The 23,630-nt window shown below is 63.0% G+C and carries 23 protein-coding genes and 1 pseudogene; 13 read left to right on the forward strand and 11 right to left on the reverse strand.

Annotated elements, in window-relative coordinates; all coding sequences use genetic code 11:
* Positions 1–2 precede the first annotated feature (2 nt).
* From ON44_RS40440 to ON44_RS40455, 4 genes are all read right to left on the reverse strand, one after another.
* Positions 3–863, reverse strand: coding sequence for an alpha/beta fold hydrolase (locus tag ON44_RS40440; RefSeq protein WP_040700121.1), 861 nt, complete (start codon positions 861–863; stop codon positions 3–5).
* 322 nt (positions 864–1,185) lie between these two features.
* A complete protein-coding gene (locus ON44_RS40445) occupies positions 1,186–2,016 on the reverse strand; it encodes an alpha/beta fold hydrolase (protein ID WP_040700122.1) in 831 nt (276 codons plus the stop codon).
* A gap of 46 nt (positions 2,017–2,062) precedes the next feature.
* On the reverse strand, positions 2,063–2,917 hold the full coding sequence (locus ON44_RS40450) for an SDR family NAD(P)-dependent oxidoreductase (RefSeq protein WP_040700123.1): 855 nt from the start codon (positions 2,915–2,917) through the stop codon (positions 2,063–2,065).
* Positions 2,914–4,161 (reverse strand): NADH:flavin oxidoreductase/NADH oxidase family protein, encoded by a 1,248-nt coding sequence (locus ON44_RS40455; protein ID WP_040700124.1) that lies wholly within the window; start codon positions 4,159–4,161, stop codon positions 2,914–2,916. Before ON44_RS40455 ends, ON44_RS40450 begins: the two co-directional genes overlap by 4 nt.
* Before the next feature lie 120 nt (positions 4,162–4,281).
* Here ON44_RS40455 and ON44_RS40460 point away from each other — a divergent pair, with 120 nt between their 5' ends.
* Complete coding sequence (locus tag ON44_RS40460) at positions 4,282–4,857, forward strand: TetR/AcrR family transcriptional regulator (protein ID WP_040700125.1); 576 nt, start codon at positions 4,282–4,284, stop codon at positions 4,855–4,857.
* A gap of 80 nt (positions 4,858–4,937) precedes the next feature.
* Here the strand turns inward: ON44_RS40460 and ON44_RS54305 are convergent.
* From ON44_RS54305 to ON44_RS40480, 4 genes and pseudogenes are all read right to left on the reverse strand, one after another.
* Positions 4,938–5,222: pseudogene (locus ON44_RS54305) on the reverse strand (Tn3 family transposase); the annotation flags it as partial.
* 173 nt (positions 5,223–5,395) lie between these two features.
* Entirely contained in the window at positions 5,396–6,379 is a 984-nt protein-coding gene (locus ON44_RS53855; RefSeq protein ID WP_040700127.1) for a DUF4158 domain-containing protein, read from the reverse strand.
* A 428-nt stretch (positions 6,380–6,807) separates the two neighbouring features.
* Positions 6,808–7,809, reverse strand: a complete 1,002-nt coding sequence (locus ON44_RS40475; RefSeq protein ID WP_040700128.1) for an NADP-dependent oxidoreductase — start codon at positions 7,807–7,809, stop codon at positions 6,808–6,810.
* 74 nt (positions 7,810–7,883) lie between these two features.
* Positions 7,884–8,747, reverse strand: coding sequence for an alpha/beta hydrolase (locus ON44_RS40480; RefSeq protein WP_218007757.1), 864 nt, complete (start codon positions 8,745–8,747; stop codon positions 7,884–7,886).
* A gap of 171 nt (positions 8,748–8,918) precedes the next feature.
* Between ON44_RS40480 and ON44_RS40485 the strand changes: the two genes are divergently transcribed.
* Positions 8,919–9,428, forward strand: a complete 510-nt coding sequence (locus ON44_RS40485) for a winged helix-turn-helix transcriptional regulator (RefSeq protein ID WP_218007758.1) — start codon at positions 8,919–8,921, stop codon at positions 9,426–9,428.
* Positions 9,429–9,519: 91 nt separating this feature from the next.
* Here ON44_RS40485 and ON44_RS40490 read toward each other — a convergent pair whose 3' ends face one another.
* Positions 9,520–10,344, reverse strand: a complete 825-nt coding sequence (locus tag ON44_RS40490) for an SDR family oxidoreductase (protein ID WP_040700156.1) — start codon at positions 10,342–10,344, stop codon at positions 9,520–9,522.
* 162 nt (positions 10,345–10,506) lie between these two features.
* Between ON44_RS40490 and ON44_RS40495 the strand changes: the two genes are divergently transcribed.
* The 7 genes from ON44_RS40495 (at position 10,507) to ON44_RS40525 (ending at position 16,874) form a co-directional block, all read left to right on the forward strand.
* On the forward strand, positions 10,507–10,758 hold the full coding sequence (locus tag ON44_RS40495; protein ID WP_169338156.1) for an alpha/beta hydrolase: 252 nt from the start codon (positions 10,507–10,509) through the stop codon (positions 10,756–10,758).
* 234 nt (positions 10,759–10,992) lie between these two features.
* Positions 10,993–11,811 (forward strand): zinc-binding dehydrogenase, encoded by an 819-nt coding sequence (locus ON44_RS54495; protein WP_506333361.1) that lies wholly within the window; start codon positions 10,993–10,995, stop codon positions 11,809–11,811.
* Between the two features lie 441 nt (positions 11,812–12,252).
* Positions 12,253–12,732, forward strand: coding sequence for a nitroreductase family deazaflavin-dependent oxidoreductase (locus ON44_RS40505; protein WP_040700131.1), 480 nt, complete (start codon positions 12,253–12,255; stop codon positions 12,730–12,732).
* A gap of 15 nt (positions 12,733–12,747) precedes the next feature.
* Positions 12,748–13,173, forward strand: a complete 426-nt coding sequence (locus ON44_RS40510; protein WP_083898469.1) for a DUF4345 domain-containing protein — start codon at positions 12,748–12,750, stop codon at positions 13,171–13,173.
* A gap of 292 nt (positions 13,174–13,465) precedes the next feature.
* A complete protein-coding gene (locus ON44_RS40515) occupies positions 13,466–14,437 on the forward strand; it encodes an NAD(P)H-dependent flavin oxidoreductase (RefSeq protein ID WP_040700133.1) in 972 nt (323 codons plus the stop codon).
* 286 nt (positions 14,438–14,723) lie between these two features.
* Complete coding sequence (locus tag ON44_RS40520) at positions 14,724–15,782, forward strand: LPO_1073/Vpar_1526 family protein (protein ID WP_040700134.1); 1,059 nt, start codon at positions 14,724–14,726, stop codon at positions 15,780–15,782.
* A 162-nt stretch (positions 15,783–15,944) separates the two neighbouring features.
* Positions 15,945–16,874, forward strand: a complete 930-nt coding sequence (locus ON44_RS40525) for a hypothetical protein (RefSeq protein WP_040700135.1) — start codon at positions 15,945–15,947, stop codon at positions 16,872–16,874.
* A 464-nt stretch (positions 16,875–17,338) separates the two neighbouring features.
* Here ON44_RS40525 and ON44_RS40535 read toward each other — a convergent pair whose 3' ends face one another.
* Together ON44_RS40535 and ON44_RS40545 are read right to left on the reverse strand one after the other, a co-directional pair.
* On the reverse strand, positions 17,339–17,530 hold the full coding sequence (locus ON44_RS40535; protein WP_040700136.1) for a hypothetical protein: 192 nt from the start codon (positions 17,528–17,530) through the stop codon (positions 17,339–17,341).
* Positions 17,531–17,823: 293 nt separating this feature from the next.
* Complete coding sequence (locus ON44_RS40545) at positions 17,824–19,302, reverse strand: ATP-dependent nuclease (protein ID WP_245567525.1); 1,479 nt, start codon at positions 19,300–19,302, stop codon at positions 17,824–17,826.
* 763 nt (positions 19,303–20,065) lie between these two features.
* Here ON44_RS40545 and ON44_RS40550 point away from each other — a divergent pair.
* From ON44_RS40550 to istB, 4 genes are all read left to right on the forward strand, one after another.
* Positions 20,066–20,548: an SHOCT domain-containing protein gene (locus ON44_RS40550; RefSeq protein ID WP_083898470.1), complete on the forward strand. Its 483-nt coding sequence runs from the start codon at positions 20,066–20,068 to the stop codon at positions 20,546–20,548.
* Positions 20,549–21,043: 495 nt separating this feature from the next.
* Positions 21,044–21,376, forward strand: coding sequence for a hypothetical protein (locus ON44_RS40555; protein ID WP_157187560.1), 333 nt, complete (start codon positions 21,044–21,046; stop codon positions 21,374–21,376).
* A 182-nt stretch (positions 21,377–21,558) separates the two neighbouring features.
* On the forward strand, positions 21,559–22,779 hold the full coding sequence (gene istA / locus ON44_RS40560; RefSeq protein WP_083898471.1) for an IS21 family transposase: 1,221 nt from the start codon (positions 21,559–21,561) through the stop codon (positions 22,777–22,779).
* On the forward strand, positions 22,779–23,567 hold the full coding sequence (gene istB / locus ON44_RS40565) for an IS21-like element helper ATPase IstB (protein ID WP_040700142.1): 789 nt from the start codon (positions 22,779–22,781) through the stop codon (positions 23,565–23,567). Before istA ends, istB begins: the two co-directional genes overlap by 1 nt.
* Positions 23,568–23,630 lie beyond the last annotated feature (63 nt).

The raw sequence follows: 23,630 nt of genomic DNA on the forward strand, positions 1-23,630 counted from the left end.
GGTCAGGGGGCGAGGAATCTCGCGGCGATAGGGGCGAACTTCTGCCAGTACTGGAAGATGCCGCCGTGTCCAGAGTTCGGGTAGATGATCAACTCGCTGTTCTTGATCCGCTGGTGCAGGTCCTCGGACAGGACGGACGGGACCATGCGGTCGTTGTCGCCGTTGGCGATCAGCGTGGGCTGGGTGATGACGGACAGGTCGGAAGGAGTGGAGCGTCCGTACTTCGCGATCGCCTTCAGCTGGGTCTGGAACGCGGAGACCTTGATGTTCTTGTCCCGGTCCGTGGTGCGTTCCTTGAGCCGCTTCACGAATGCCTTGCCGGCCCTCTTGCCTTCGTCGTCGCGGTTGAAGAAGAGGAACTCCTTCGGGTCGGAGAAGGTCACGGCAGCGCGGAGCGTGTCCCAATAGGTGGTGCCGATGACCTTGTCCATGTCCTTCCCGCCGCGGGGGCCGGTGCCGGTGAGGACGAGCTTGCGGACCAGATCGGGGTGCTTGACGACGAGGTCCTGGGCGATCATGCCACCCATGGAGAAGGAGAAGATGTCGATCTTGTCGTACCCGAGGCCCTTCGTGATGAAGGTGTAAGCGTCGTCGGCCGCCTTTTCGAGGGTGTCGGGGACGCGGCCGCTGGATGCGCCGACACCGAGCTGGTCGAAGGTGATGACTCGGCGGTTCTTCGCGATGGCGTCCACGATGCGCGGGTCCCAGTTGTCGAGGGTGCCGGCGAGGTGCACGAAGAAGACCACCGGGATCTCCTCTACGGGGCCGAGCTCGCGGTAGGCGAACGTGTCGCCTCCCGCGATGAGGGTCTTCGCGGGTGCGTTCGCGTACGAGGTGATGACGGGTTCGTCGGCGGTGCTCATGGTGCTTCTCTCCTCTTGGGGGCGGGTTGAATGCAGTTGCTGACTTGGCGGTGGGTGCGGTGGTCGGAGCACCTCGACGTGTGGTCGGTGCGCGATGTGTTGCAATCGAGATGATCGCGAGCAACTTCGCGCGTCGCGCCTCGGCTGTGGCTCCGGTACGAACGTCGATCAGGGCGGCGGCAGGTCGAGAGCTCCGTAACTGACATCAGCTTCGGACCAGCGGGAAGAAGTAGTCACTCAAACCATCCTGACTCCGTAGGTGGGTTGCGGTGCCCCTCGTTGAAGGCCATTCTGATGCATTCTGCTGGTAGCCGGATGGTTACTAGGCGAGGAATTGCAACGCGTCGGGCACGAAATCCCGGTGGTGCTGGAAGATGCCGCCGTGCCCGGAGTTCGGGTAGATCTTCAGTTGTGCGTTGGGCAGCCGGCGCGCCATATCGGCGGAGTGGCTGCTGGCGACCATGAGGTCGTTATCGCCGTTGGCGACCAAGACCGGGTGGGCGACGACGGACAGGTCGTCGGGCTGGGAGCGGCCGGCGTGCCGGATGGCCTTGATCTGGGCGATGGCAGCCTGGATCGAGATCCGCTTGTCGCGGTCGGCAGTGCGTTCTTTGAGACGGCGCAGGTAGTCGGCCGCGGCCTGTTTGCCCTCGGGATTGCGGGGGAAGAACAGGAAGTTGCGGGGATCGCTGAGGGTGAGCAACGCTTTGAGGTAGGCGAGGCCGACGATGGAGCCCATCTTGTCGATGCCGCCGCCACCGCGCGGCCCGGACCCGGCCACGATCAGGCGGCGGACCAGTTCGGGGGCTTGCAGGACCACCATCTGGGCAACACCGCCACCGAGCGAGAACCCGAGAAGATCGACTTTCTGCAGACCGAGTGCGCGGATGAACGCGATGGCGTCGGTGCCCATCTGTTCGACGGTGGACGGCACCGATCCCCCGGTGGCGCCGACGCCGCGGTTGTCGAAGGCGATGACGCGATGGTGTGCGGCGATGCCGTCGATGACGCGGGGGTCCCAGTCGTCGAGGACCGCGGTCAGATGGTGCAGGAACACCACGGGGACCTCGGAGGGTTTGCCGAGTTCGCGATAGGTGAAGGTGGTGCCGTTGACATCGATGGTGCGGTTGGGTGCGTCTTTCCAGGTAATCATTGCGGGCCTTTCAGTAGATCCTGTGTATGTGTCGGGCGAGGGCCGGTCAGGGGGCGATGGCGCTGCGTGCGTCGAGTTCGGTCAGCGCGGCCAGGATTCGCGTGTTTCGTGCCAGTTGCGGGTCCAGAGCCGGGGCGAGGAGTCCGCGCAGCGCTGAGATGGGTTTCCAGCGAGACGGAGCCATGACCTGAGGCGATCGGTGCACGAGTCCTTCGACGAGTGCTGTTGCTGCGGCGCTCGGTTGGAGTCGTTTGAGCAATGGCCGCGGTAGGGCCGCGAGGAGCTCCTCGACGAGAGGATCGGCGTCGACGCCGTGTTTGATCATGTCGGTGTCGATCAGGGAGAAGTAGGCGATCGTGGTCGAGACGCCGTACGGGGCCAGCTCCGCCCGCAGCCCGCGACCGAGTTGTTCCACAGCGGCTTTGCTCATCGCGTACGGGATGGTGCCCAATCCGTTGAGGAACGCGAACACCGAACTGATGAGCACGAATTGGCCGCGGTGCGCGATGACCTGATCGGCGGTTGCCTGCACGGTGTTGACGACACCATTGACGTTGACCGCCATGACCGCATCGATCGATGCGATCGGTGCGGTGCGCAGTGTGGCGGTGCGGGGCAGGATGCCGGCGTTGGCGATCGCAATGTCGATCCGTCCGAAACGGTCCACGGCCTCGGCGACGGCAACGTCGAGGGTGGCGCGTTCACGGACATCGGCGACCACCCCCAGCATCGAACGCGCAGACGTGTGTTCAGCGAGTTGCGCGGTGTCGGGATGGATGTCGACGATGACCACCTTTGCGCCACGGCGCAGCAGTTCACGGGCGGTGGCATGGCCGATTCCACCGGTGCCGCCGGTGATCAGCACGACCTTGTCACGCAGGTCGTAGGGTGCGCGGGTCACCGGATCCCCCTCTTCGGGCGCAGCGTCGTCCGGCCGTTGCGGGCCAGCATGGCCACCGTGGTCGCGAGCCGGCCCCGGTTGAGGTCGGGTTCCAGGCCTGCACCCAGGCGGTGCAATTGGTCGGTGTTCCAGCTGATGTTGAGCACGCCGTCGAGCGCCTTCACATCGACGAATCTGCCCAGGACACGGCGCATCCCGTACCGCAGGTCGTGGGTCTGCAACGCAGCGATCCGCTCGGACAGAATCGCCGCGGCCGCGTCCGGGGTCGTGACGGTCGGTCGAGCCAGCCCCACGACATCGCAATCGTTGGTGAGAAGGGCGCCCTCGATGGCCGCGCGCGATCGGAACCCGCCGGTGACGGCCAGTGGCACCGCACCGGCCAGTTCGCGCACCGTACGGGCGTAGTCGAGGAAGTAGGCCTCGCGGTCGCGGGTACTGGCGGCTGCTGAGCCCGACATGGCCGGCGACTCGTAGTTACCGCCACTGATCTCGATCAGGTCCAGACCCTCACCGGCCAGCGCGGACACGACCGCACGTGACTCGTCCTCGCTGAACCCGCCGCGCTGAAAGTCCGCCGAGTTCAGTTTGACGCTCACCGCGAAGCCCGGTGACACTCGGGCGCGGATCCGGCGGACGATCTCGAGCAGGAACCGCCTCCGACGGATCGGGTCGCCACCCCACTCGTCGTTGCGCAGGTTGGTCAGCGGGGACAGAAACTGGGTGACCAGGTATCCGTGGGCGCCATGGATCTGCACACCATCGAACCCGGCCGCCTCACAGACCACCGCGGCCGTGGCGAAACGTTCGATGATGTCCTCGATCTCGGGCGAGGTCAGCGCCCGTGGCGTCGGTGACCCGGGCAGACTCATCGCCACAGCACTCGGCGCCACCGGGGTGTGACCCAGCGCCAGTGGGTTGGACTGACGCCCGGGGTGGTTGAGCTGAACCCAGATCGGCACGCCGGCGTCATGGGCCGACTTGGCCCACCGGGTCAGTGCGTCCAGATCACGATCGTCCTCGATCACCACGTTGCCGGGCTCCCCCAACTGGGTGCGATCGATCATCACATTGCCGGTGACGAGCAATCCGTAGCCGCCCTGGCTCCACCGCCGGTACAGCCGCTCGAGGCGGCCGTCGGGTGCGTGCGCCGGGTCGGCAAGCGCCTCGCTCATCGCGGCCTTCATCAGCCGGTTCGGGAGCACCTGCCCGCACGGCAGGGTCAACGGATCGTGAGGTGACGTCATAACAAGTAAGACCCTTCGGTTTTGCGCCGTTAGCTTATGATCGTAATATTACGACCATAAGCCAATGTGGTAGACTTTGACAAGTGCGAGATTTCGACAGCGATCGGGAAGTCAGTAGCAATGCCGAGATATGACGCGAAACACAAAGCCGAAACCCGGCGCCGGATCATCGATACGGCCAGTGCGCGCTTCAAGCGGGCCGGCATCGACGCATCAGGCATCGCGACACTGATGTCGGATGCAGACCTGACCAACGGCGCGTTCTACGCACACTTCGCCTCGAAGAGCGATCTGGTGGCCAACGTGATGGCCGATCAGCTGCGCATCCAATACGAGACCCTGAGCGTGCTACCGCCCGGACGCGCAGCAATCGAAGAGTTCGTGCGCGAGTATCTTTCGCCGTATCATCGCGACCACCCAGAATCAGGCTGCCCCAACGCCGCCCTGCTCGACGAAGTCGGCCGCTGCGACGATGCCGTGCGCCAGGCTTACACCCACGGCATGCAAGCCATCGTCAACGAGATCGCCGCGCGCTTGTCCCCATATGACCCCGCCGGAGCGCGCACCACCGCACTGGGACTGTTCACCACCCTCGTCGCCACACTGCAACTTGCCCGCGCCGTCTCCGACCCGACACTGTCCGACGAGATCCTGGCCTCTGGGATCAGCAATGCCCACAAGCTTCTCGAAACGTAACGCGTACAGGCACTTTCATTCTTCAGGGGGACTGTGAGAAAAAACAACCGGGAACGGTCCAGTTTGACCTCGCCGTAAGGCAGGACGTGTTCCCAGAACAGTGGTGTCACCCCGCGCTTGTCCGCGGCGGTGACGAGGATGTGGCCGGTGTCGGGGTCGTCGATGAGGTCCTGGATCATCAGGGTGTTGACGTAGACGAGAGATGCTTGCACGATTCGCAGGCACTGCACGCTCAGCTCCTGCTCGTCGACCCGGTTGGACGACAGTTCGCCGGTCTTGCCGTAATAGCGCGGTTCCACGACTCGATGACGTTGAGCCCTTCCTCGATCTCCCGCTGAAGTTCCCGGCTGCGCAGGAACTAGCATAAAAAGATCGTCTTCTGAGCGCGGCGCAGCCCGGTCAGAAAGTCCTTATTCACGCCGGTGCCGGGGGCTGGGATCCACCGTCATCCGACTCGCCGAGCACCTCGGCGCGCACGTCGCCACGACCGCGAACGGTCGCGACACCGACCGCCTGCACGCGCTCGGCGCCGATATCGTCATCGACTACACCCAGGAAGACTTCGCGCAGATGCTGTCCGGGGTACGACTTCGTACTGGACTCGCTCGGCGGGAAGAACCTCGAAAAGTCCATCATCGTACTCAAACCCGGAGGCCTGGCAATCGGAGTCGCGGGCCCACCCGACGCCGGCCTCGCCAAGCAGTTGGGCCTGCCGCGTTTCATGAGGCTGCCACTGGGTCTGCTCAGCCGTCTTCCGGATCGACGAGCAGTGCTTCCACAGCCATGGCAGCGACGAGCTGGCGGCCCTGCACGCCGCGACGTGGGTGAACGACTCGGGCCCGTCCGGCGTCGCGGCAAGGGCGTGTTCACCCCGTCGTCGAAGGGCATGACCGGCGCGCTGGCGCGGGTGCGGGACTTGAGTGTCCAACAGCCCCAACAACGTTGCCGCCTCGCCGCCGCGCAGCTGGCCCGCCAGGTGCGTCCACAACCGCGCATCGGCGGCCTGCTTGCCCTCGGTCACCAGCCGTTCCAGCGTCGTGATACCCGGCAGCAGCGCGTTGCGTTCCCGCAGCCAGCGCGCCGCGCCGGCGGCCAGCACCTTCGGGCCGTCACCGGTCATCCACGCCTGATCGGTCACCCACGCCAACAACTCGCCTTCGACCTCGCCGAACGGCACCAGCCCGTAAACGGCGACGATCTCGTCCTGATGGTCATAGCGGGTCTGCTTGCGATCGGTGTACGCCTTCACACACGTCGGGTCGTCGATCCCGAGCTGCTCGGCCAGATACTCGACCAGCTCGACCGGGACATCGACAGGATCCGGCAAGAACATCCCGAGATAGCGCACGGTCACCACTTGCAGGGCGAAACCCAGCCGGTTGCTGTCTCGGCGCCGGTCGGCGATCAGCTTGCGGTCCTCGTCGTCGAGGTGGAAGAACCGCTCCAACTCCACCCGCGACAACACCGGGAACCGCCCGTACTCCACAGCGCCCTCATCACGCACAGCCGCACATGAAACCACCAGCGGCCCAACACCGCTCGCAGTTCGACCGAATCAGCGGAACCAAAACACCTGGTCTGCGACCCAGGAATGCTAAGCGCGACTTTGTCGCTACTGGCCCTCACAGGCCTTCTCATAGCCGACTGGTGATCTCTCATTCCAGTTTCACACGCAGAGGCATCGATGGCAGTGCGCGATGCTAGCTTGCGCATTTGGGGTGGATGCAGCCATACACCCGGCGACACGATGCGCCGCAGGTGTGTTCGGGTCGGGTCCTTGGGATCTTTGAAGGTGGCGACCGCCTTGAAGGTGTCACTGTAGTGTTGCCGAGTACCCGCGTCAGCGACGACCTACGCTTCGCGCCCGCTGCATCGAAACGGTCTACGCCATCACAAGTCTCACACGTTCCGTATCTCACACTTCGACGGAATCTGTCCAGCTCAATCCCGTCATTCCATCGAGACTACGACCTTGCCGGCTTTGGTGCGGCCCTGCTCGACGTACGCCATCGCCTCGAGCGTCTGGTCGAACGGGAATGTCCTGTCGATGACCGGGCGGAGCTGACCATTGTCGTATAGGGCGCCGATCTTGCGCAGCTGGGAGCCGTTGGCCTGCATGAAGAAGAACTGGTAGCGCACGCCCAGCGCCTTGGCCTGCTTGCGGACCTTGCGACTGAGCAAGTTCATGGCCAAACCGATGAACGTTGGGGCGCCGAGCTGCTTGGCGAACCCGTCGTCCGGCGGGCCGACGACACCGATGGCCAGGCCGCCAGGCTTCAGCACTGTCAGCGACTTTTCGAGGTTCGCCCCGCCCAGGGAGTCCAGCACCAGGTCGTAGCCGGAGAGTACCTTCGAGAAATCTTCCTTGGTGTAGTCGACGACGATGTCGGCGCCGAGGCTCCTGACCAACTGCTCGGTGTCGGTGTCCGTTGTTGTCGCTACCGTGGCGCCGAGGTACTTGGCGAGCTGGACGACCGTCGACCCGAGGCCACCGGCACCGGCGTGGATCAGCACCTTCTGACCTGGCTTCACGTGGGCACGCTCGACGAGAATCTGCCAGGCGGCCAAGGCCACCAGCGGCACCGCGGCTGCCTCTTGGAGGGTGAGCGAGGCCGGCTTCGGCGCGACGTCGTCCTGGTCGATCGCGATGAACTCCGCGAAGCCTCCGATCCGCAGGTCGCGTGGACGGGCGTAGACCTCGTCGCCGACTTTCAGGCCGCGTACGGCGGAGCCGATGCGCGTTACGACGCCGGCTACATCGTGGCCGAGCACGAACGGACGCTTGTACTTCAGGAGCTGCTTGAACTCCCCGTTGCGGACCATTTTGTCCAGCGGGTTGATACTGGTGGCGCTCACTCTGACCAGGACGTCGCGGTCTCCGACGGTGGGCTCGGGTACCTTTGCGGCGCGTGCGCCGTCCTTGCCGTACTTCTCGACTACGAATGCCTTCATGTCAGGCAGCCTCCTGCGTGATCTTCTTGATGGTTTCTTGGCGGTCGATGTGATTGGTGGAGCCGTTCTTCTGCTTATGCGCCGAGGTGCCGGCGGAGCCACTGGCCCATCTGCTGGATGGCCTGGTCCACCTCGGGTACGCGTCCCGCTCCCAAGATGAAGGAGTGCTGTCCTTCGGACATGGCGTGGACTTCGGAAGTGACTTTGAAGTCCACGAGTCGGCGGGCGAGCTGGGCGCCGTCGTCGGCGAGGGTCTCGTACTCGCCGTAGTGGACGATCGTGGGCGGCAGACCGGTCAGATCGGCGTTCACGAGGCTGATCTCGGGGTCGGTGAAATCTACTGCGGGGTCCTGCAGCCAGGCTCCTCTGAATAACTCGAGGGTATTTCTGCTGAGCATCTTGTCCGTTGCCTCGTTGCCGTCCACCGCCGCGTTCCGGAGGGTGAGGTCGGCCCACGGCGAGACGCTGACGATCGCACCGGGGGTGGCCTCGCCCTGCGCGAGGAGGCGGAGGGGCAGCATGACCGCGAGGGTGCCGCCGATCGAATGGCCCGTGCTGCCGATGTTCCGCGGCTCGTAGCCCTGGGACAGCAGCCATCGGTAGGCCGTCTCGGCATCGTCGAGCTGCGCCGGGTGGGGGTGTTCGGGCGCCAGGCGGAAATCCACGACGAGGGAGCGGGCGCCGGCCGCCTTGGCGATGTGGCCGGCGGCCTTGCGGTCGGAGTGCATCGAGGCGGTGACGGATCCGCCGAAGTGGAAGTGGAGCAGCGCCCGGTCGGGGTCGGCGCCCTCGGGGATGGCCCAGAGGGCGGGGACGCCGTTCGCGTCCACTTCGGCGTAGGTGACGCCTTCCGGTTCGGTCGACGCCCGGTGGTTCGTCTCGACGATGTCGCGGACGACGGCCAGGTCGAGGCCCGGTGTCGACGACTTGGCGCTCACGCTCGCAAGGAACTGCGCGAACTGCTGTGCCTCTGGGCTTACTCCCATGGTGACGCTCCTTCGCGGGTCGCTGCCACGCCGACTTCTCGTATGCAGCCAGGTTGATGTGCTGGTCGCGACCCTACTAGCTGAGTATAGAAAAGTAAACTCAGACTCGGATAGAATCACGCTATGGATGCGTGGACCCAAACTCTTCAGGGCGTCGGCATGGACCCCCACCTCGACCGGGACATGTCGAACTGCTCGATCGCGCGGACCCTCGAGATCGTTGGTGAGAAGTGGACGATCCTGATCCTCCGTGAGGTCATGTACGGCTCGTCCCGGTTCAGCGACTTCGAGCACGTGCTCGGCTGTCCTCGCAACCTCCTCGCGGCGCGGCTTCGGATGCTCGTGGAGGAAGGGATCTTAGCGACCGAGACCTACAAGGAGCCCGGCTCGCGGAGCCGCCCGAAGTACGTGATCACCCCGAAGGGGATGGATCTGGCGCCGGCTGTGATGGGGCTCCTGCAGTGGGGTGACCGTTACCGCGCCGACCCGGAGGGCCCGGCCGTACTGGCGCGACACCGCGCATGCGGCGCGCACGTCGACGTCCAGATTCGTTGCGAACACGGCCACTCGGTCCAGGCGGAAGACATTGAGAGCATCCCCGGCCCCGCTTTTCGCATGAGGCCGGTGAAGTGAGCTGAGAGCAGTCGTACCAGCTGCGAACTCGTTTGTCAGCGGACCCGCGGCGAGTTGGTTGCTGGGCCGGTTCCGAGCGACCGACAAGGACTCACTTCGAAGTGGTGGCTGCTGATAAGACCGCGTCGTTGACGGCTGTGGACGTTATCGCGACAACGAATTTCTGTGCCCGACTGGCGTTGTCGCACAGGTAACGACGCTTGGGGCGCTTCGATGTCAGTGCGTGGTCGACGGCCTTCACGACCTTCTGGGGATCGCCCGCGAATTTTTGCATGCGGCCCAACAGCTTCCGAGTCCCAGCAAGGTGTGATGTGTATAGTTCGCGATGCTCGTCGGTCAGTTGCGCGGTCATTCGGTCGTGCTCGTCGAGCATGCCACCCCACATGTCGGTACGGGTGGGCCCGGGCTCGATGAGCGAGACAGGGATCCGCCACGGGCGCAGCTCCATTCGGAGTGCATCGGCCAAGGACTCGACTGCATACTTCGATGCGCTGTAGGCGCCGCTACCTGGTGTCGTGATCAACCCACTGACCGATGACATGAACACCACCCGTCCACCTGCTTCACGTATTTTCGGCAGCACCGCCTGCGTCACTCCGATCTGGGCCGTCACATTGACCTCGAGTTGCCGTGACAACTCATCGAGGCGCAACCCCTCCACCGGCCCGTTCACGATGATGCCGGCATTGTTGACAACGCCGTTCAGTTCAGTGGGGAGTCGATCGGGAAGCGCGGCGATGCCGGACCTGTCGGTGATGTCGAGGGGGATCGCGTGCACATTGGGTAAGTGATCGAGGCTTTCTAGGGCGGCATCGGATCGAGCGGTGGCATACACGTCCCAACCTCGTCCGCTCATGTGCTCGGTGATCGCCAGACCGATCCCCCTGCTGGCACCGGTAATCAATACAGAAGGCATGTGTTCTCGTCTCTCGTCGTCGTATGTCAACTGGTGAGGCTGGTCGGGCCCGGTGACCAATGCGCCATTGATCGCCGATGTATACCGTTTGGTGTACTTCTTGGCGACGGTACGCCGCCTAGCGCGCAATGTAAACCGATCGGTGTTCTTGCGTGAGTGTTGGTGTCGTGCGCTGTCCCCTTCGGGCTACCGCCTCCCACCTTCGTGTCCTGGGGGACCTACGAGGTCCTCGAAGGCGAGGACGAGGAGTTCGCGCAGCGCGTCGAGGACGCCGGTGTCGACACCGCATCGCTGGCAGTCGCCGGCGGACAGCACTCCTACGTCTACGGCACCGGCCGGGTCCCGGAGGTCGACGCGGCGATCACCCAGATAGCGACGTGGGTCGGGTCGAAGCTTGACATCAAGACGTCGTAGCCGGCGGCCTCCCGACCGACACCGTCAGCTTCACGAGGAAGGTCCACGAACCCATGCTTGCCGCACGATTGAACCTCGACACCCGCGACTTCGCAGTCACGGAGGTGCCCGTCCCGACGCCTCCGCCGGGCTGGGTCCGAGTGCGGGTTCGTTCTGCCGGGGTCTGCCTTACGGACCTGCACCTGATCCACGGCGCTGCACCTGCAGTCGGGGGACCTGACCCTTGGGCACGAGATCGCCGGCGAGGTCGATCTCCCCGGCCCCGACGTCACCGGGTGGTCTCAGGGTGATCGGGTTGCGATCTCCGTCCTGCACCAGCGGCCGGACGGCGAGTTCACGATCGGCGTCGACTTCGACGGAGGGTGGGCCGAGTACGTCGTCACGCCCGCCTCCACCCTGGTCTGGATTCCGGACTCCCTGCCTTTCGGCATCGCTTCGATCGTCCCCGACGCGATCTCGACACCGTGGGCGGCGATCACCCAGACCGCTCAGGTCAGGCCGGGGGAAGCTGTCGCGGCCTGGGGTGTCGGCGGTGTTGGCACACATGCGATCCAGCTGTTGCGCTTTATTGGGGCCGCCCCGATCATCGGGGTCGACCCGCGAGAGGAGGCCAGGGAGCGCGCGCTGCGCCTCGGGGCCGACTTCGTCATCGATCCGACGACAGAGGATCCGGTGGAGCGGATCAGGAGCTTGACCGGCGGCCGTGGCGTCGACGTGGCCTTCGACTTCGTCGGAAGCTCCCTGGTAGAGGCCCAGCTGCTCCGGGCCGCCGCACCGCGCGGTCGCGCGATCTTCGTCGGTGTGAACATGCGGCCATTCGTGCTCGACGTGCCTGCCCTCATGGTCATCATGCGCCAGCAGATCCGCGGACACTTTGCCAACGGCCCGGACGCGATCCCCGACCTCATCGACCTCATCGACCTCATCGCTCTCGGTCGCCTCGACTTCTCGGATTCCATCAGCGGGCACTTCGCCTTGACCGACGCCGCCATGGCCGTCCAGGCCCTCGAGAAGAAGACCGGTGATCCCGTGCGGTTGGTGCTCGTCCCCTGACTGGGATGGCAGGTCGTGCGGAACGCACACCCCCGACCAGGAGTCCACGATGCCGAAAGACAGTTTGCTGTCGATCCCCTTGGACCGCGTGCTGTGACAGGAGGCGGCCTGGACGGGTGAACAGGAATTGGGCTGATTCGCCGGTTTCACCCACTCTGTCGCTTATTGCGATCGAGTCCTCTTGGTCGGCCGCGGATCGACCGCTCGGGCAACGCCTTGCACACGCGTCTATAACGAAGTTACAGTTGTGTGGGTCTGCACCAGAGCTCGGCACTTCATGGCCGAGCCGCATCCGGTGGCTCCAGCCGAATCTCTGATGAAAGTGAAAGACATGAAGGCATTTGGACACACCAACATCAACGACGACGACAAGCCAAACGCCGCGCGGCCGGTGGCGGCTCGACGCAGCGCGCGATTACGTTCCAGGAGGAGCTGAGCTACATGACAACGCCGAAACGCCCCAGCTGGTTGGATTCTCCGCTGCTACCGAAGATCACGCGGTATGCCAGCAGGGTGCACGTGTGGATCTATCGCCGCACCCGCGGGCGGATCGGTGCCCAATTGCGCGTCGGTGCCGCATTCGGCAAGCCGGTACCGACCCTGCTGCTCGAACACCGTGGGCGTAAGTCCGGCAAGACCTTCGCGACACCGCTGTTCTACATCACCGACGGCCCCAACATCATCGTCGTCGCGTCGGCCGCTGGATCGCCTGAGAACCCGCAGTGGTACTACAACCTGCTGGCACATCCTGACACCCATATCGAGATCGGCGGCGCTCGCCGCGCGGTGAGTGCGATCGAAGCCGACCCGCGAGAGCGAGCGCGGCTGTGGCCACGACTCGTAGCGGCCTACACCGACTTCGACTCGTACCAGAGTTGGACTGACCGCGAGATCCCTGTGCTCATCCTCGAGCAACGCTGATGGAAGGACATTCGAATGAACGACACGCCAGCGCAGCTCGCGTCCAAACCCGGTGGTAGTCGCAGTCGGCGAAGATTGCAGTGGACACTAGCGGCGCTGGCGGCGATACCCGTGACCAGCGCCTTGGGCGAGATCATTCGTGGTCCTCGAGGAGTGCCAGGCGGTTCGCCGGACGTGGCGCCGACACTGGATAGCGCTCTCCGATATGCCAATGTGTTCAAGTTCGCGGTGGGGCCGGTCATCTGGTCCCAGCTATCACGCGTCGAGCGATCGCCGGCCCTTACTTTCGCGCTGACAACCGTGTTCATCGGCGGTCTGGCCCGCCTGAGGTCATGGCAACAACGCGGGCGACCGCACCCCGTCTCGGTGGCGGCGGTCGTGCTCGAAAACGCCGGAATGCCGATCCTGCTTGCCTGGCAGAGACGCATCTCCTCACGTTGAGTGAGATCGGCAGATCGATTTCAGCCCGGTGGTGGGATCTGGCGGACGTACGCGGTGATCGACTTCGCCGCAAAGTATTTTTTTGCCTGGCGGTGAAGGGCACGCGGACTGCCTGCAAGGCGGACGCGCTGGCCTGCAGGAGCTTCAGAACATCGCTGGAGGAAGTACGGGCAAGAACGCTCGTGGCTGACTACTACTGGGCCTGTGGCTCTGGGCTGCTGGCCTCGAGGAAATCCTCGGGTGGCAGCACCAAGCTTTGCTACGTTTACGACTCACCGAAGGAACCGCACCAATGAGCCTGCCGCCCATCCTGTCCGAACGCCTGCGCCTGCCCGCAGTCGCGTCACCCATGTTCCTCGTCTCCGGTCCGGAGTTGGTCATCGCGCAGTCGCGGGCCGGAATCGTGGGCTCGTTCCCGTCGCTGAATGCACGGCCGCAGTCGCAGTTCCGTGAGTGGCTGGTGCGTATCAATGAGGAACTCGCCAAGCACGATGCCGACAATCCGGATCAGCCCTCGGCCCCGTATGCCGTGAATCTCATTGTGCACAAGAGCAATGAGCGGCTCGAGGAAGACCTGGCCACTGTCGTCGAATTCCAGGTGCCGATCGTCATCACCTCGCTCGGTGCGCGGGCCGATGTCAATGAGGCCGTGCACTCCTACGGTGGCATCGTGCTGCATGACGTCATCAATAATGTCTTCGCACACAAGGCCGTCGAGCGCGGCGCAGACGGTCTGATCGCGGTAGCAGCGGGCGCGGGCGGCCACGCCGGAGCCCAATCTCCCTTCGCTCTCATTCAAGAAATCCGCGCCTGGTTCGACGGTCCACTGCTGCTCTCGGGCGCCATCGGCCACGGCCGTTCCGTTCTCGCCGCGCAAGCCGCGGGCGCGGACCTCGCCTACATCGGCTCGGCCTTCATCGCCACTGAAGAAGCCAATGCCGCACCGGATTACAAGCAGATGATCGTCGACTCCACTGCCGCGGACATCATCTACTCCAGCCGCTTCACCGGCGTCCACGGCAACTACCTCCGTCCCAGCATCACGGCGGTGGGCCTCGATCCCGACAATCTGGGTGACCGCGGCCCGTCGGCCATGGACTTCGGCACCGACAACTCGCAGACCACCGAAGCCAAACCCTGGCGCGACATTTGGGGCTCCGGCCAGGGCATCGCCACCACCACCGCGGTAACCCCCACCGCCCATGTGGTGGATCGCCTTGCCGGCGAATACGCCGAAGCCAAGGCCAGACTCCAGCAACTCTGACGCCCAACCGCTCATGAATCCCGCTGGCGGTCCGGAATATCTGAATTTGGAGCACAGCGTGCCCGATCCGGGTGCGGCGGTGGTCAGGTGATGCCGAAGTCTTTGAACGGATCATCCTCGCTCATCGGCTGTGTCCATCCGCCAGCGCATCCCCAGCGACCAGGCAACGCGCATTCACTATTGGACAATCCTCAGCGTATCTCACCGACCCACAAGGACACGCGATCGCGAACGGCCCCGACCTTGACTATTATTTGAATCAGGCCCATCTTGGTTGGCCGCAATAATGACTAACCAACACCAACAAGCTCGCGATGGGGCCCTCCAGATCCAGGGCGCTGGCTCCGTCGTGGTGAACTTGGGCGAGGTTGCACGTGAGCAGGCCAAAGAGATAGCCATGCAAACATTTCGCGAGAACATGCTAGTTCTCGCTGGAGCGGCGAGGAAGATTGCTGACGGTCGTGCTCGTGATTTTATCGACCTCCTCATCGACAAGCTTATTAGTGGGTTCGGCAACCTTGATGGCTTTAAAGATCCGGGCGTGCTGTCGGCGGTGTATGATGCTCAAAAAGGCTACGCGGAGACCGGCGATCGTTCGCTCGGAGATCTGTTGTCCGACCTTCTTGTGAAGCTCGCCGCTACCGAGGGGGAAGAACAGTCCTCTCGAAAAGTGATCTTCAGGCAAGCGCTGAGATGCGCGCCATATATCTCGGCATCACAGACGCGCGCCTTAGCTGTCATCTCGATAATGCAATACCGAGCTCCGCGAGTTTCTACGCTAGAAGAGTTGGTTGAATGCCTCGATACGCGACTGAATCCATTCTATGGAAAAATACCAATTAACCCCATCGAATACGATCACATGAGTGCGTGTGGTGTCGGCTTTCAGCTACTCGGTGAGCCAGCGTATCGGCAGATCGCCTCCAAGTATCCGAGTATCTGTTACGATTCATTTTCTCACGATTTGGCCGATCGTGAACTGCGCGGATGTGACCCGAAATACTACGAATCGATCACAGCGTCAGAGAACGCGGGCTACCGGTTCACAGACGCTGCGATTAACAAGTTCGTTGTCCGGGACGAAAGTGCCGATCTTGTAAACGTTATCAATAGCTGGGCGGGAAATTCGGTCAGAGACTTGTATCAAAAACTGGCTTGGCTGCCCGAAATTATAAGAGAACGCATCAAGGAATTGAATTCCGGTCTTTCTCTCATTCTGGATCAGTATGATGCTTCGAGGGCTAATAATTTTCAATTGACTGCGGCCGGTCTGGTGATTGGATTTCAAGCGTGGAAGCAAGCCGCTCCGGAAATGACACCTGATATTGAATCTCTACTAGATTAGCAACCACTATGTTCGGACCGGGCAACCACGTCACGCATTAGCATTGGCGCTCCGTTGTGTGACCAGCCTTATACGATGGTGCGTAGGATTGAGCCCTAGCTCGACGACGTGACTGAGAGTATCCAGTCTATGCTCCGATTGTCTTGACGAGAGGAACCGCAGATGCCGACGAGTATCGCCGAGTTCGAGGATGAGACCGCGTACGAACGATATGTTCTGGAGCATACGGCTTCGTTTTTTCCAAAAGTCGATGGACGCAGCATTATCGAGTTGGGTGACGGCGGAACGACAAGCGCGAACGTTCATGTTCCTCCCGCGCGAGTGCGGGTGCTCGTCAACGACGGAACTCAGTCTTACGACGGCAGCGATGGCGTCGATCTACGAGTCGTTAGAGCGATGATCTTCGGTGCGGCGTGGAAAGTACTCGATCTGCTTGTTGAACTGAGCCTGAACCAGGGTCCCGCAGCGAAGAACCGCTATCGAATCGAGTTCAAGACACAGCAGGCCACTGACGGAAATGTGTCGCCGCTGGCGCCCTTAAGCACGATGCCTGATGTGTGGAATAGGGTGATGATGAGCTACGTTGCAACCACCGCGTTGAGACATTCGCTGGTTCATCGCTGCCTTGAGGTCGATCGTACGACCGGCACAATGACCGCAACCTCTGACCCAAGAGATCCTCCAGCGTTGCCAATGACTGCCGATGAGCAAGTGGCATTCTGTCGAATCGCAGATGGGGTCGCGCAAGCAGTTATTACAGGCAAGTTGGCACCGCGGCAAGAGGACTCCGTGAGGTGGCTGCTCGATCAGCTCGTGGCTCATCATGGCAAGGACCTGTATGGCGTGACCGCGAAAGACGGCCTGGTTCCCGAGGTAATCATTCGGCCGACCCTCGGCGCGACGAACGACGTGACAATCGACTTTGCGAGCGTGCGGCAGCGTGCCCTTCACGCCGTTGGAGGTGTGTCGTACTATGATTTACGCATCCATCTACCAAATGGCTGGATCCTTGCGACCCCTCTGGAGGATGCCCCTGACGGGCGGCTGACGTTCTCCATCGATCAGCTGCCAGCTTGGCTCCGACGAATGTAGGCATTCCGACAGCACACGGCAACCTGCCTGCACATCCAGTTCTATCCCGGTCGATCACCTCGTAGAGGGCCGCATAACCACTCCTCGCCCCTGCAGCGCTTTCCACACACTTCCTTTTGCTTTGCTGAGTTGCCGTGCAACAGCGTTGAGGGACTGGCCCTCCATGTAAAGCCTTACGGCCCAGTCGATCTCTCCCTCCGTCATCGGCTGGTTCCGCATCTCCACCCCATGCGCCTGGAGGATCTTCAGCAGCCCACCCTTCGACAAGCCGTACTGCTCGCACAGTCGGGTAGTGGATGCACCGCCTCTGTAGCCGTCGACAAGTTCAGCGATGGTGGTAGCTGAGAGTCGGCGATCCAGCCGCCGTGGCCGAACCGTACTGCTATCTGTCGGCGAAGGCCGGCGGGCCGGAGCATCGTCGATCTTGGCGATCACCTTCCGGAGCCAGTCCGGTTCCCACTGTTTCAAATACCGTCCGCTAACCCCGAATTCGGCAAGCGATCGTTGCGCAGGAGGACGGTCAGCAGCAGCGACAGACACACGACCATGAACATCTTTGCCCAACTGGTCGGGATCAAGGTGGTGAGGACAGCACCGAGGTGCAGGGTTACCGAGGCCGGGTCTGCATTACTCCAGCGGGTCGATGTCGCGGTCAACGGTGTTGGTCGTACACCGGCTCCAAGCCCTTTTGCCCAGGCAGTGGCACTTAAATGTCAGACCTCTGGGGTACAACTATCTGGACGGAAGGGGCGATATGACGCACGACAAGGACGATGAGACGGCACCCAACCCCAATGGTTGTCGGTGGTGCGGTGTCGACCGGGAAGAGCATCTCCAACGCTGGGCGCCGACCGTCAAATGGCATACGTGGGTCGAGCCCACCGCTGCGCAACGCAAGAAGCGGATGCTGGAGCGGCGGGCTCGACCCAAGCGATCGGTGGAGGATTTGTTAGCCAGCTAACGCTCGCAGGTCAGCGAAGGCGTCCCGGAGTTCCCTCGGTACGTCCTCAGGGCGATCGAGTCGGACGGCTACCTCCCACAGCATCGCAGGCTTGCCCGACGGGTGCTGGTCGCTGTGCTCCTTCAGCATGCGCTCGACTCCGGCGCTGAACTTCTTCTGCCCACGGTGAGCGGCGAAATGCTCCGGCGTCCAGTCGCCGGCCCGCGGCCAAGCATCATTCGCGGTCCGTGCCCAAGTTTCGTCGTCGAACAGTTCTTCCAATTCATCGACGCGCGACCTCTGGCCCAACATTCTGGAGACGTTGTCCTTGTCCTGGCCGAAGTGCCTGGCGAGGTTGTTCTGGCTGAAGATCCGGCTCTTCCTCTCACTGTCCGCGTCGATCATCAGCATCACATTGCGCCCATGCTTGTGAAGGTAGCTGGCGAGTTGCAATGCGCCGTCGTTGCCGCCGCAGGCCCACAACGCGATCCCCGCGGCCTGCAACGACATATCCTCGGACAGGTTGAACAGGATCGGGATCACCAACTGCTCGGTCTCGCCTTCAACCGCGAGAAAGCAACGCTCATGAAGCAGAACGGAATTGCGAAGGCCGACCGCGGCGGCGATCGCACCGAGGTGGCGGTCGAACTCGGCGTGTTCCGCACTGCCCAAGCGCTGCATCACCGTTCGGCGGGTGTCGTCCAACTTGAGCAGCACGACGTCGCGGATATCCACACCATCGATGAGGTTCATGGAGTGCGTGGCGACGACAACGCTGACGTGCTTTGCCATCCCCTGCCGACGGATAATTCCCATGACCTCGCGCTGGAAATGATAGTCCAGATGCGTGTCGGGTTCGTCGTAGGCAACAATGACCTGTACCTGAGGCTCGGCCTCCGGATCCTCTTCGCCAGCAGGTTCAGTCAGCAGCTCGCTGGTTCCCTCCCATACTGCCATCGAGATACGGCGAGCGCTGCCGCGCCCGGAGTGGTCCAACCGCACCTGCTCGCCGGACGCTCGCTCCAAGCGCAGAGCGGTCGAGCGCAGGGTCGGTGTGAAGCTCACATCGGGTTCGACTGTGACTGTGGCGATGTCACCGCAGCGCTCTAGAATGTGGTCCGCTAACGGCTTTGCCTCGATGGTCATCCGCTCGCAGGCGTCGGTCTCCAGCTCGCGGATACGCCCCTGGACGTCTTCCTCGGCCACGTAGCTCTTGAACCGGACTGCCAGCACGGAACGGATCGCTGCCTCGGGGTCCGCGGAGTGACCTTGGAATTCCGCGATGCGCGGAATTCGGTCCGTCAACGCGGGTGGAATTCCGCTCCAGCCTTCGCCACTGGAATGCTCTCGTCCGTACTCGACCAACCACTCCAACAGCTTCGGTTTGGTCAGCTTTGCCGCCGACTGGTTCCCGAATTTGCTTGCCAGAGTCTTGAGTTCGGGTACCAACTTTCCGCTGAGATCCCGCAACTCTTCATCGTCGGGCACTGGTCCCCACATCTCGTAGCGGGGCGCGAGATCCGCTACGGCACAGCGCCGCAGCCGCGCCCTAGCGGGTAGATCGAACTTCTCCTGTTCCCAGGTGTCCAGACGGAAATCCCCGACCACTTCGGTGATCGGACAGCGGCCACCGGACTCGCCGGAGAGGTAGGACCGGTCGTCCTCGGTCAAGGCGTGCGAGTTGAGGAGGAAGGCTAGCGCGTTGAGCGCTGCGGACTTTCCGCCGTCGTTCGGACCGGCGAGGATCGTCGGACTGCCGATCGGAATGTCCGTGACGTCGGCGAGCGAACGAAACCCGCGCACGGAGTACTTCTCAAGATGCACTTGCCAACCATCCAGGGCCGATTGTCGTGCAGGTCATTTCCCGAACCATCGCCCAAACCCCAACACGGGCGGTGGTGCACAAAACTTACCAGCCGCGACGGCGTGTGAAGAATCGACACACTAAACGACCATCGGCGTGGGTGCGAAGCACGATGGTAAGCGACCGACGTACCGAACTCGCTTGCGACAGAGGCTCGCACACTGCACGCTCCGCGGATGTGCGCTCCGCAACTCGCCACAGGCGACTACGCCGCATTGAGTGCGTCTGACAACTGAGTTGCAGCCTCAGAGGCGTTAGCCCGTTTCTTCGATGCGTTGCCCAGCTCTCATGGCCACGGACAGCGATCTTGCGGGCCGTGCTTCGGGTAAACCGCAACGTGACGCACTGTCGCGTGCCTAATGTTGTTCAGCGCAGGGATTGACGAGCATGAAGGGACGCGTTGGCATGTCGGACAAGCCGATCTCGCACGGCCTGGGCATCGGGAACGGGAGCTTGATCGAGCATCCTGACGGGACTGTCGAGTATCGCCAGACCGGAAAGTTTCTGTCCGCGTTCAGAGTTCGCGTGCGAGACGTGACGGGCTTCGCGGTTCGAAAGGTGACGCGCGACGACAAGAAGCGGCTGAAGGCCTCGGGCATGCAGCAGGTACTGACTGTGCAAGGCTCAGGCACAACGCTTGCCGAAGTCGCGATCAATTACGGTACTGCTCAGAAGATCGAGGCCTGGTTCCGCGCGCATCGAGACTTCGGCAGTGGCGCACAGTCGCAAGCGCCCGTCGCGCAGCCAAGCTCACAGGCCGTTGCACCGAGTTCAGTTGCCGATGAGCTCATGAAGCTCGCTCAGCTCAGAGACGCCGGAGTCCTCACACCTGACGAGTTCGAAGCGCAGAAGTCGAAACTGCTCGCCTGAGTCCAGCGATCAAGGGTGGACGAGCCGACCGTCCACGATGCGATGACAGCACCAGCAGGGCTCGTGCTGTCAGTCGTCGCGCTCACTAGCGGCGAGTTGGCTCAGGCTATTGACCAGGCGAATCATGAAGCGCTGTAGCAGAGTTCGAATCCCTGGCTCGCTGTCAGAGATGGTGGTCGAGCTACGCCACGCCCTGGATGGGCGAATCGCCGAATTGGCAACTGACGACGTCGGATTCGTCGATGTGCAGCAGTGGCGACGTTCGACAACATCGCCAGAATCCGGACAAGCCCGGGAAGACCGCAGTGCCTGGGAGACGCGAGCTTGCTCACTTATCCGTGTTCGGACGTGAGAGATGGTTTCCTGGATCTGACCGGCGTGTCATGGTGGCGAGTTTGTCGATTTGGTGGTGCCCGCGCGTTGTGTGTCGATACTGGAGCTGTTCGGGGCGTTTGAGATTCATGATGCAGTGAGGGGCGCATGGCTGTAATTCGTGTGACGGTGCCGCAGGAGCTGGCCGAGGCGATAGCCGATCTGGAGGGGGTGGAGCGGGTCGAGGCACGTCGCAGTAGTTGGCAGATCGCGGCTGATGTTTTGACCGGCGCTACAACGACTCTCGCGCTGTTGCAAGCACCGCAAACGATGGCGGATGTGGCGAGGAGGATCCATTCGTTGTTCAAGCGACGAGGACGAGACGTCGGGCCGATCACGGTTGAGGCGACGGGGCCGCGCGGTCAGCTCAGACTGAAGTTCTCCGAGGACACCGATATCGAGGAAATCGCAGAATTACTTCGAAACACTATCTTCGAACCAGGGGATCAGTCGTAGGGTGGCGGGGTTCTTCCGTCGGCGTGGTTCGGCTCATGGCTTTGCGACCGAACCGCTAGAGGCGGTCAGCGGACCGGTACTGGTCGAGTTGCGTTCTGCTGCTGTCAGCGCTCTTCGAAAGTCCGGCCACTAGCGCTCTTTGAAAAGTAGGCCACCCATCCACGATCGGAAGGGTGATCTCAGTGCAGGATTGGGCGCAGATCAGGTATCTCCATGCGAGCGAGGGCCTGTCGATGCGGGCGATCGCGACCAGGTTGGGGATCTCGCGGGACACGGTTTCGCGGGCGATCAAGTCGGACTCGCCTCCGCGGTATCAGCGGGTGTCGGGTCCCTCGGCGTTCGATGAGTTCGAGCCGCTGGTGCGGGCGTTGTTGGCGGAGTTCCCGGTGATGCCGGCCGCGGTGATCGCCGAGCGGGTGGGCTGGTCGGGGTCACCGTCGTGGTTCCGCAAGAAGGTCGCCGAGCTGCGACCGGAGTACGCGCCGAAGGATCCAGCCGATCGGCTCGAGTATCGGCCTGGTGATCAAGCGCAGTGTGATCTGTGGTTCCCGCCGACACCGATTCCGTTGGGCGCCGGGCAGATCGGAACTCCGCCGGTGCTGGTGATCGTGGCATCGTTCTCACGGTTCATCACCGCGATGATGATCCCGACCCGAACGACGGCGGATCTGCTGGCCGGGATGTGGTCGCTGCTGTCTGGCCAGTTGGGCAAGGTGCCGCGAAGACTGTTGTGGGACAACGAATCCGGTATCGGCAAGGGCGGTCATCTGGCGGCTGGGGTGGCCGCGTTCACCGGGATGCTGGCCACCCGCGTCATCCAGTGCAAACCGTTCGACCCGGAATCGAAGGGCATCGTCGAACGTGTCAACGGCTATCTGGAAACCTCGTTCCTGCCGGGCCGGTCATTCGGTTCACCAACCGATTTCAACACCCAGCTCGCCGAGTGGCTGCCGATCGCGAACGCTCGACACGTCCGGCGCATCGCGGCCAGCCCAGCCGAGTTGATCGGCACCGACCGGGCGGCGATGACAGCGTTGCCGCCGATCAGCCCGGCGGTCGGGTTCACCAACCGGGCCCGGTTGCCGCGGGACTACTATCTGCGGGTTCTGGGCAACGACTACTCGATCGACCCGACCGTGATCGGCCGGATGATCGACGTTCATGCCGATCTGGACACCGTCACCGCCCGCTGCGACGGACTGCTCGTCGCAGCTCACCGCAGAGCGTGGTCGAAAGCGTTGACTATCACCGATCCCGCTCATGTCGAGACCGCAGCCCGGTTGCGAGAAGCATTCGGACACAAGCGATCCCGAACAGATAGTGATGACGGTGGATTGGTGCGCAACCTCGCCGACTACGACGCCCGTTTCGGGGTCGACTTCAACAGCGAGACGGTCGCGTGATGGCTGCGCCCCGCGACACCGCCAAGCAGATCGAGTACTACGCCAACGCTTTGAAGGCGCCCCGCATCCGCGACAGCGCCGCCCGCCTGGCCGACCAAGCCCGCGACGCCGGCTGGACACACGAGGAATACCTCGCCGCGGTCCTGTCGCGTGAGGTTTCTTCCCGAGAGTCTTCCGGAGCCGAAATCCGCATCCGCGCAGCGGGATTCCCTGCTCGCAAGGCGATCGAGGAGTTCAACTTCGATCACCAGCCCGCCCTCAAACGCGACACCATCGCCCACCTGAGCACCGCCCAGTTCATCACCAAAGCTCAGAATGTGGTGCTACTCGGCCCACCCGGCACCGGCAAAACCCACCTGGCGATCGGGCTGGGCATCGCTGCCGCCCACCACGGCCACCGGGTCCTGTTCGCCACCGCGGTCGAATGGGTCACCCGCCTGCAGACCGCCCACCAGCAGGGCCGGCTGGCCGCGGAGTTGGCCAAGCTGCGCCGCTACGGGCTTTTGATCGTCGACGAGGTCGGCTACATCCCGTTCGCGCAGGACGCGGCGAACCTGTTCTTCCAATTGGTTTCCAGCCGTTACGAACACGCCTCGCTGATCCTGACCAGCAATCTGCCGTTCTCCCGCTGGGGAGACGTGTTCTCCGACCACGTCGTCGCCGCCGCGATGATCGACCGCATCGTCCACCACGCCGACGTCCTGACCTTGAAAGGCAACAGCTACCGACTCCGCAACACCGAAATCGACACACTCCCGTCCATGCGGACAGACAACACGGCAGACTAGACAACCATCAAGTGGCCTGATTTTCGAAGAGCGCCACCGGCCGAAATTCGAAGAGCGTCGACA

This window comes from Nocardia vinacea NBRC 16497 (assembly GCF_000308835.1).
GTDB classification, from domain to species: domain Bacteria; phylum Actinomycetota; class Actinomycetes; order Mycobacteriales; family Mycobacteriaceae; genus Nocardia; species Nocardia vinacea.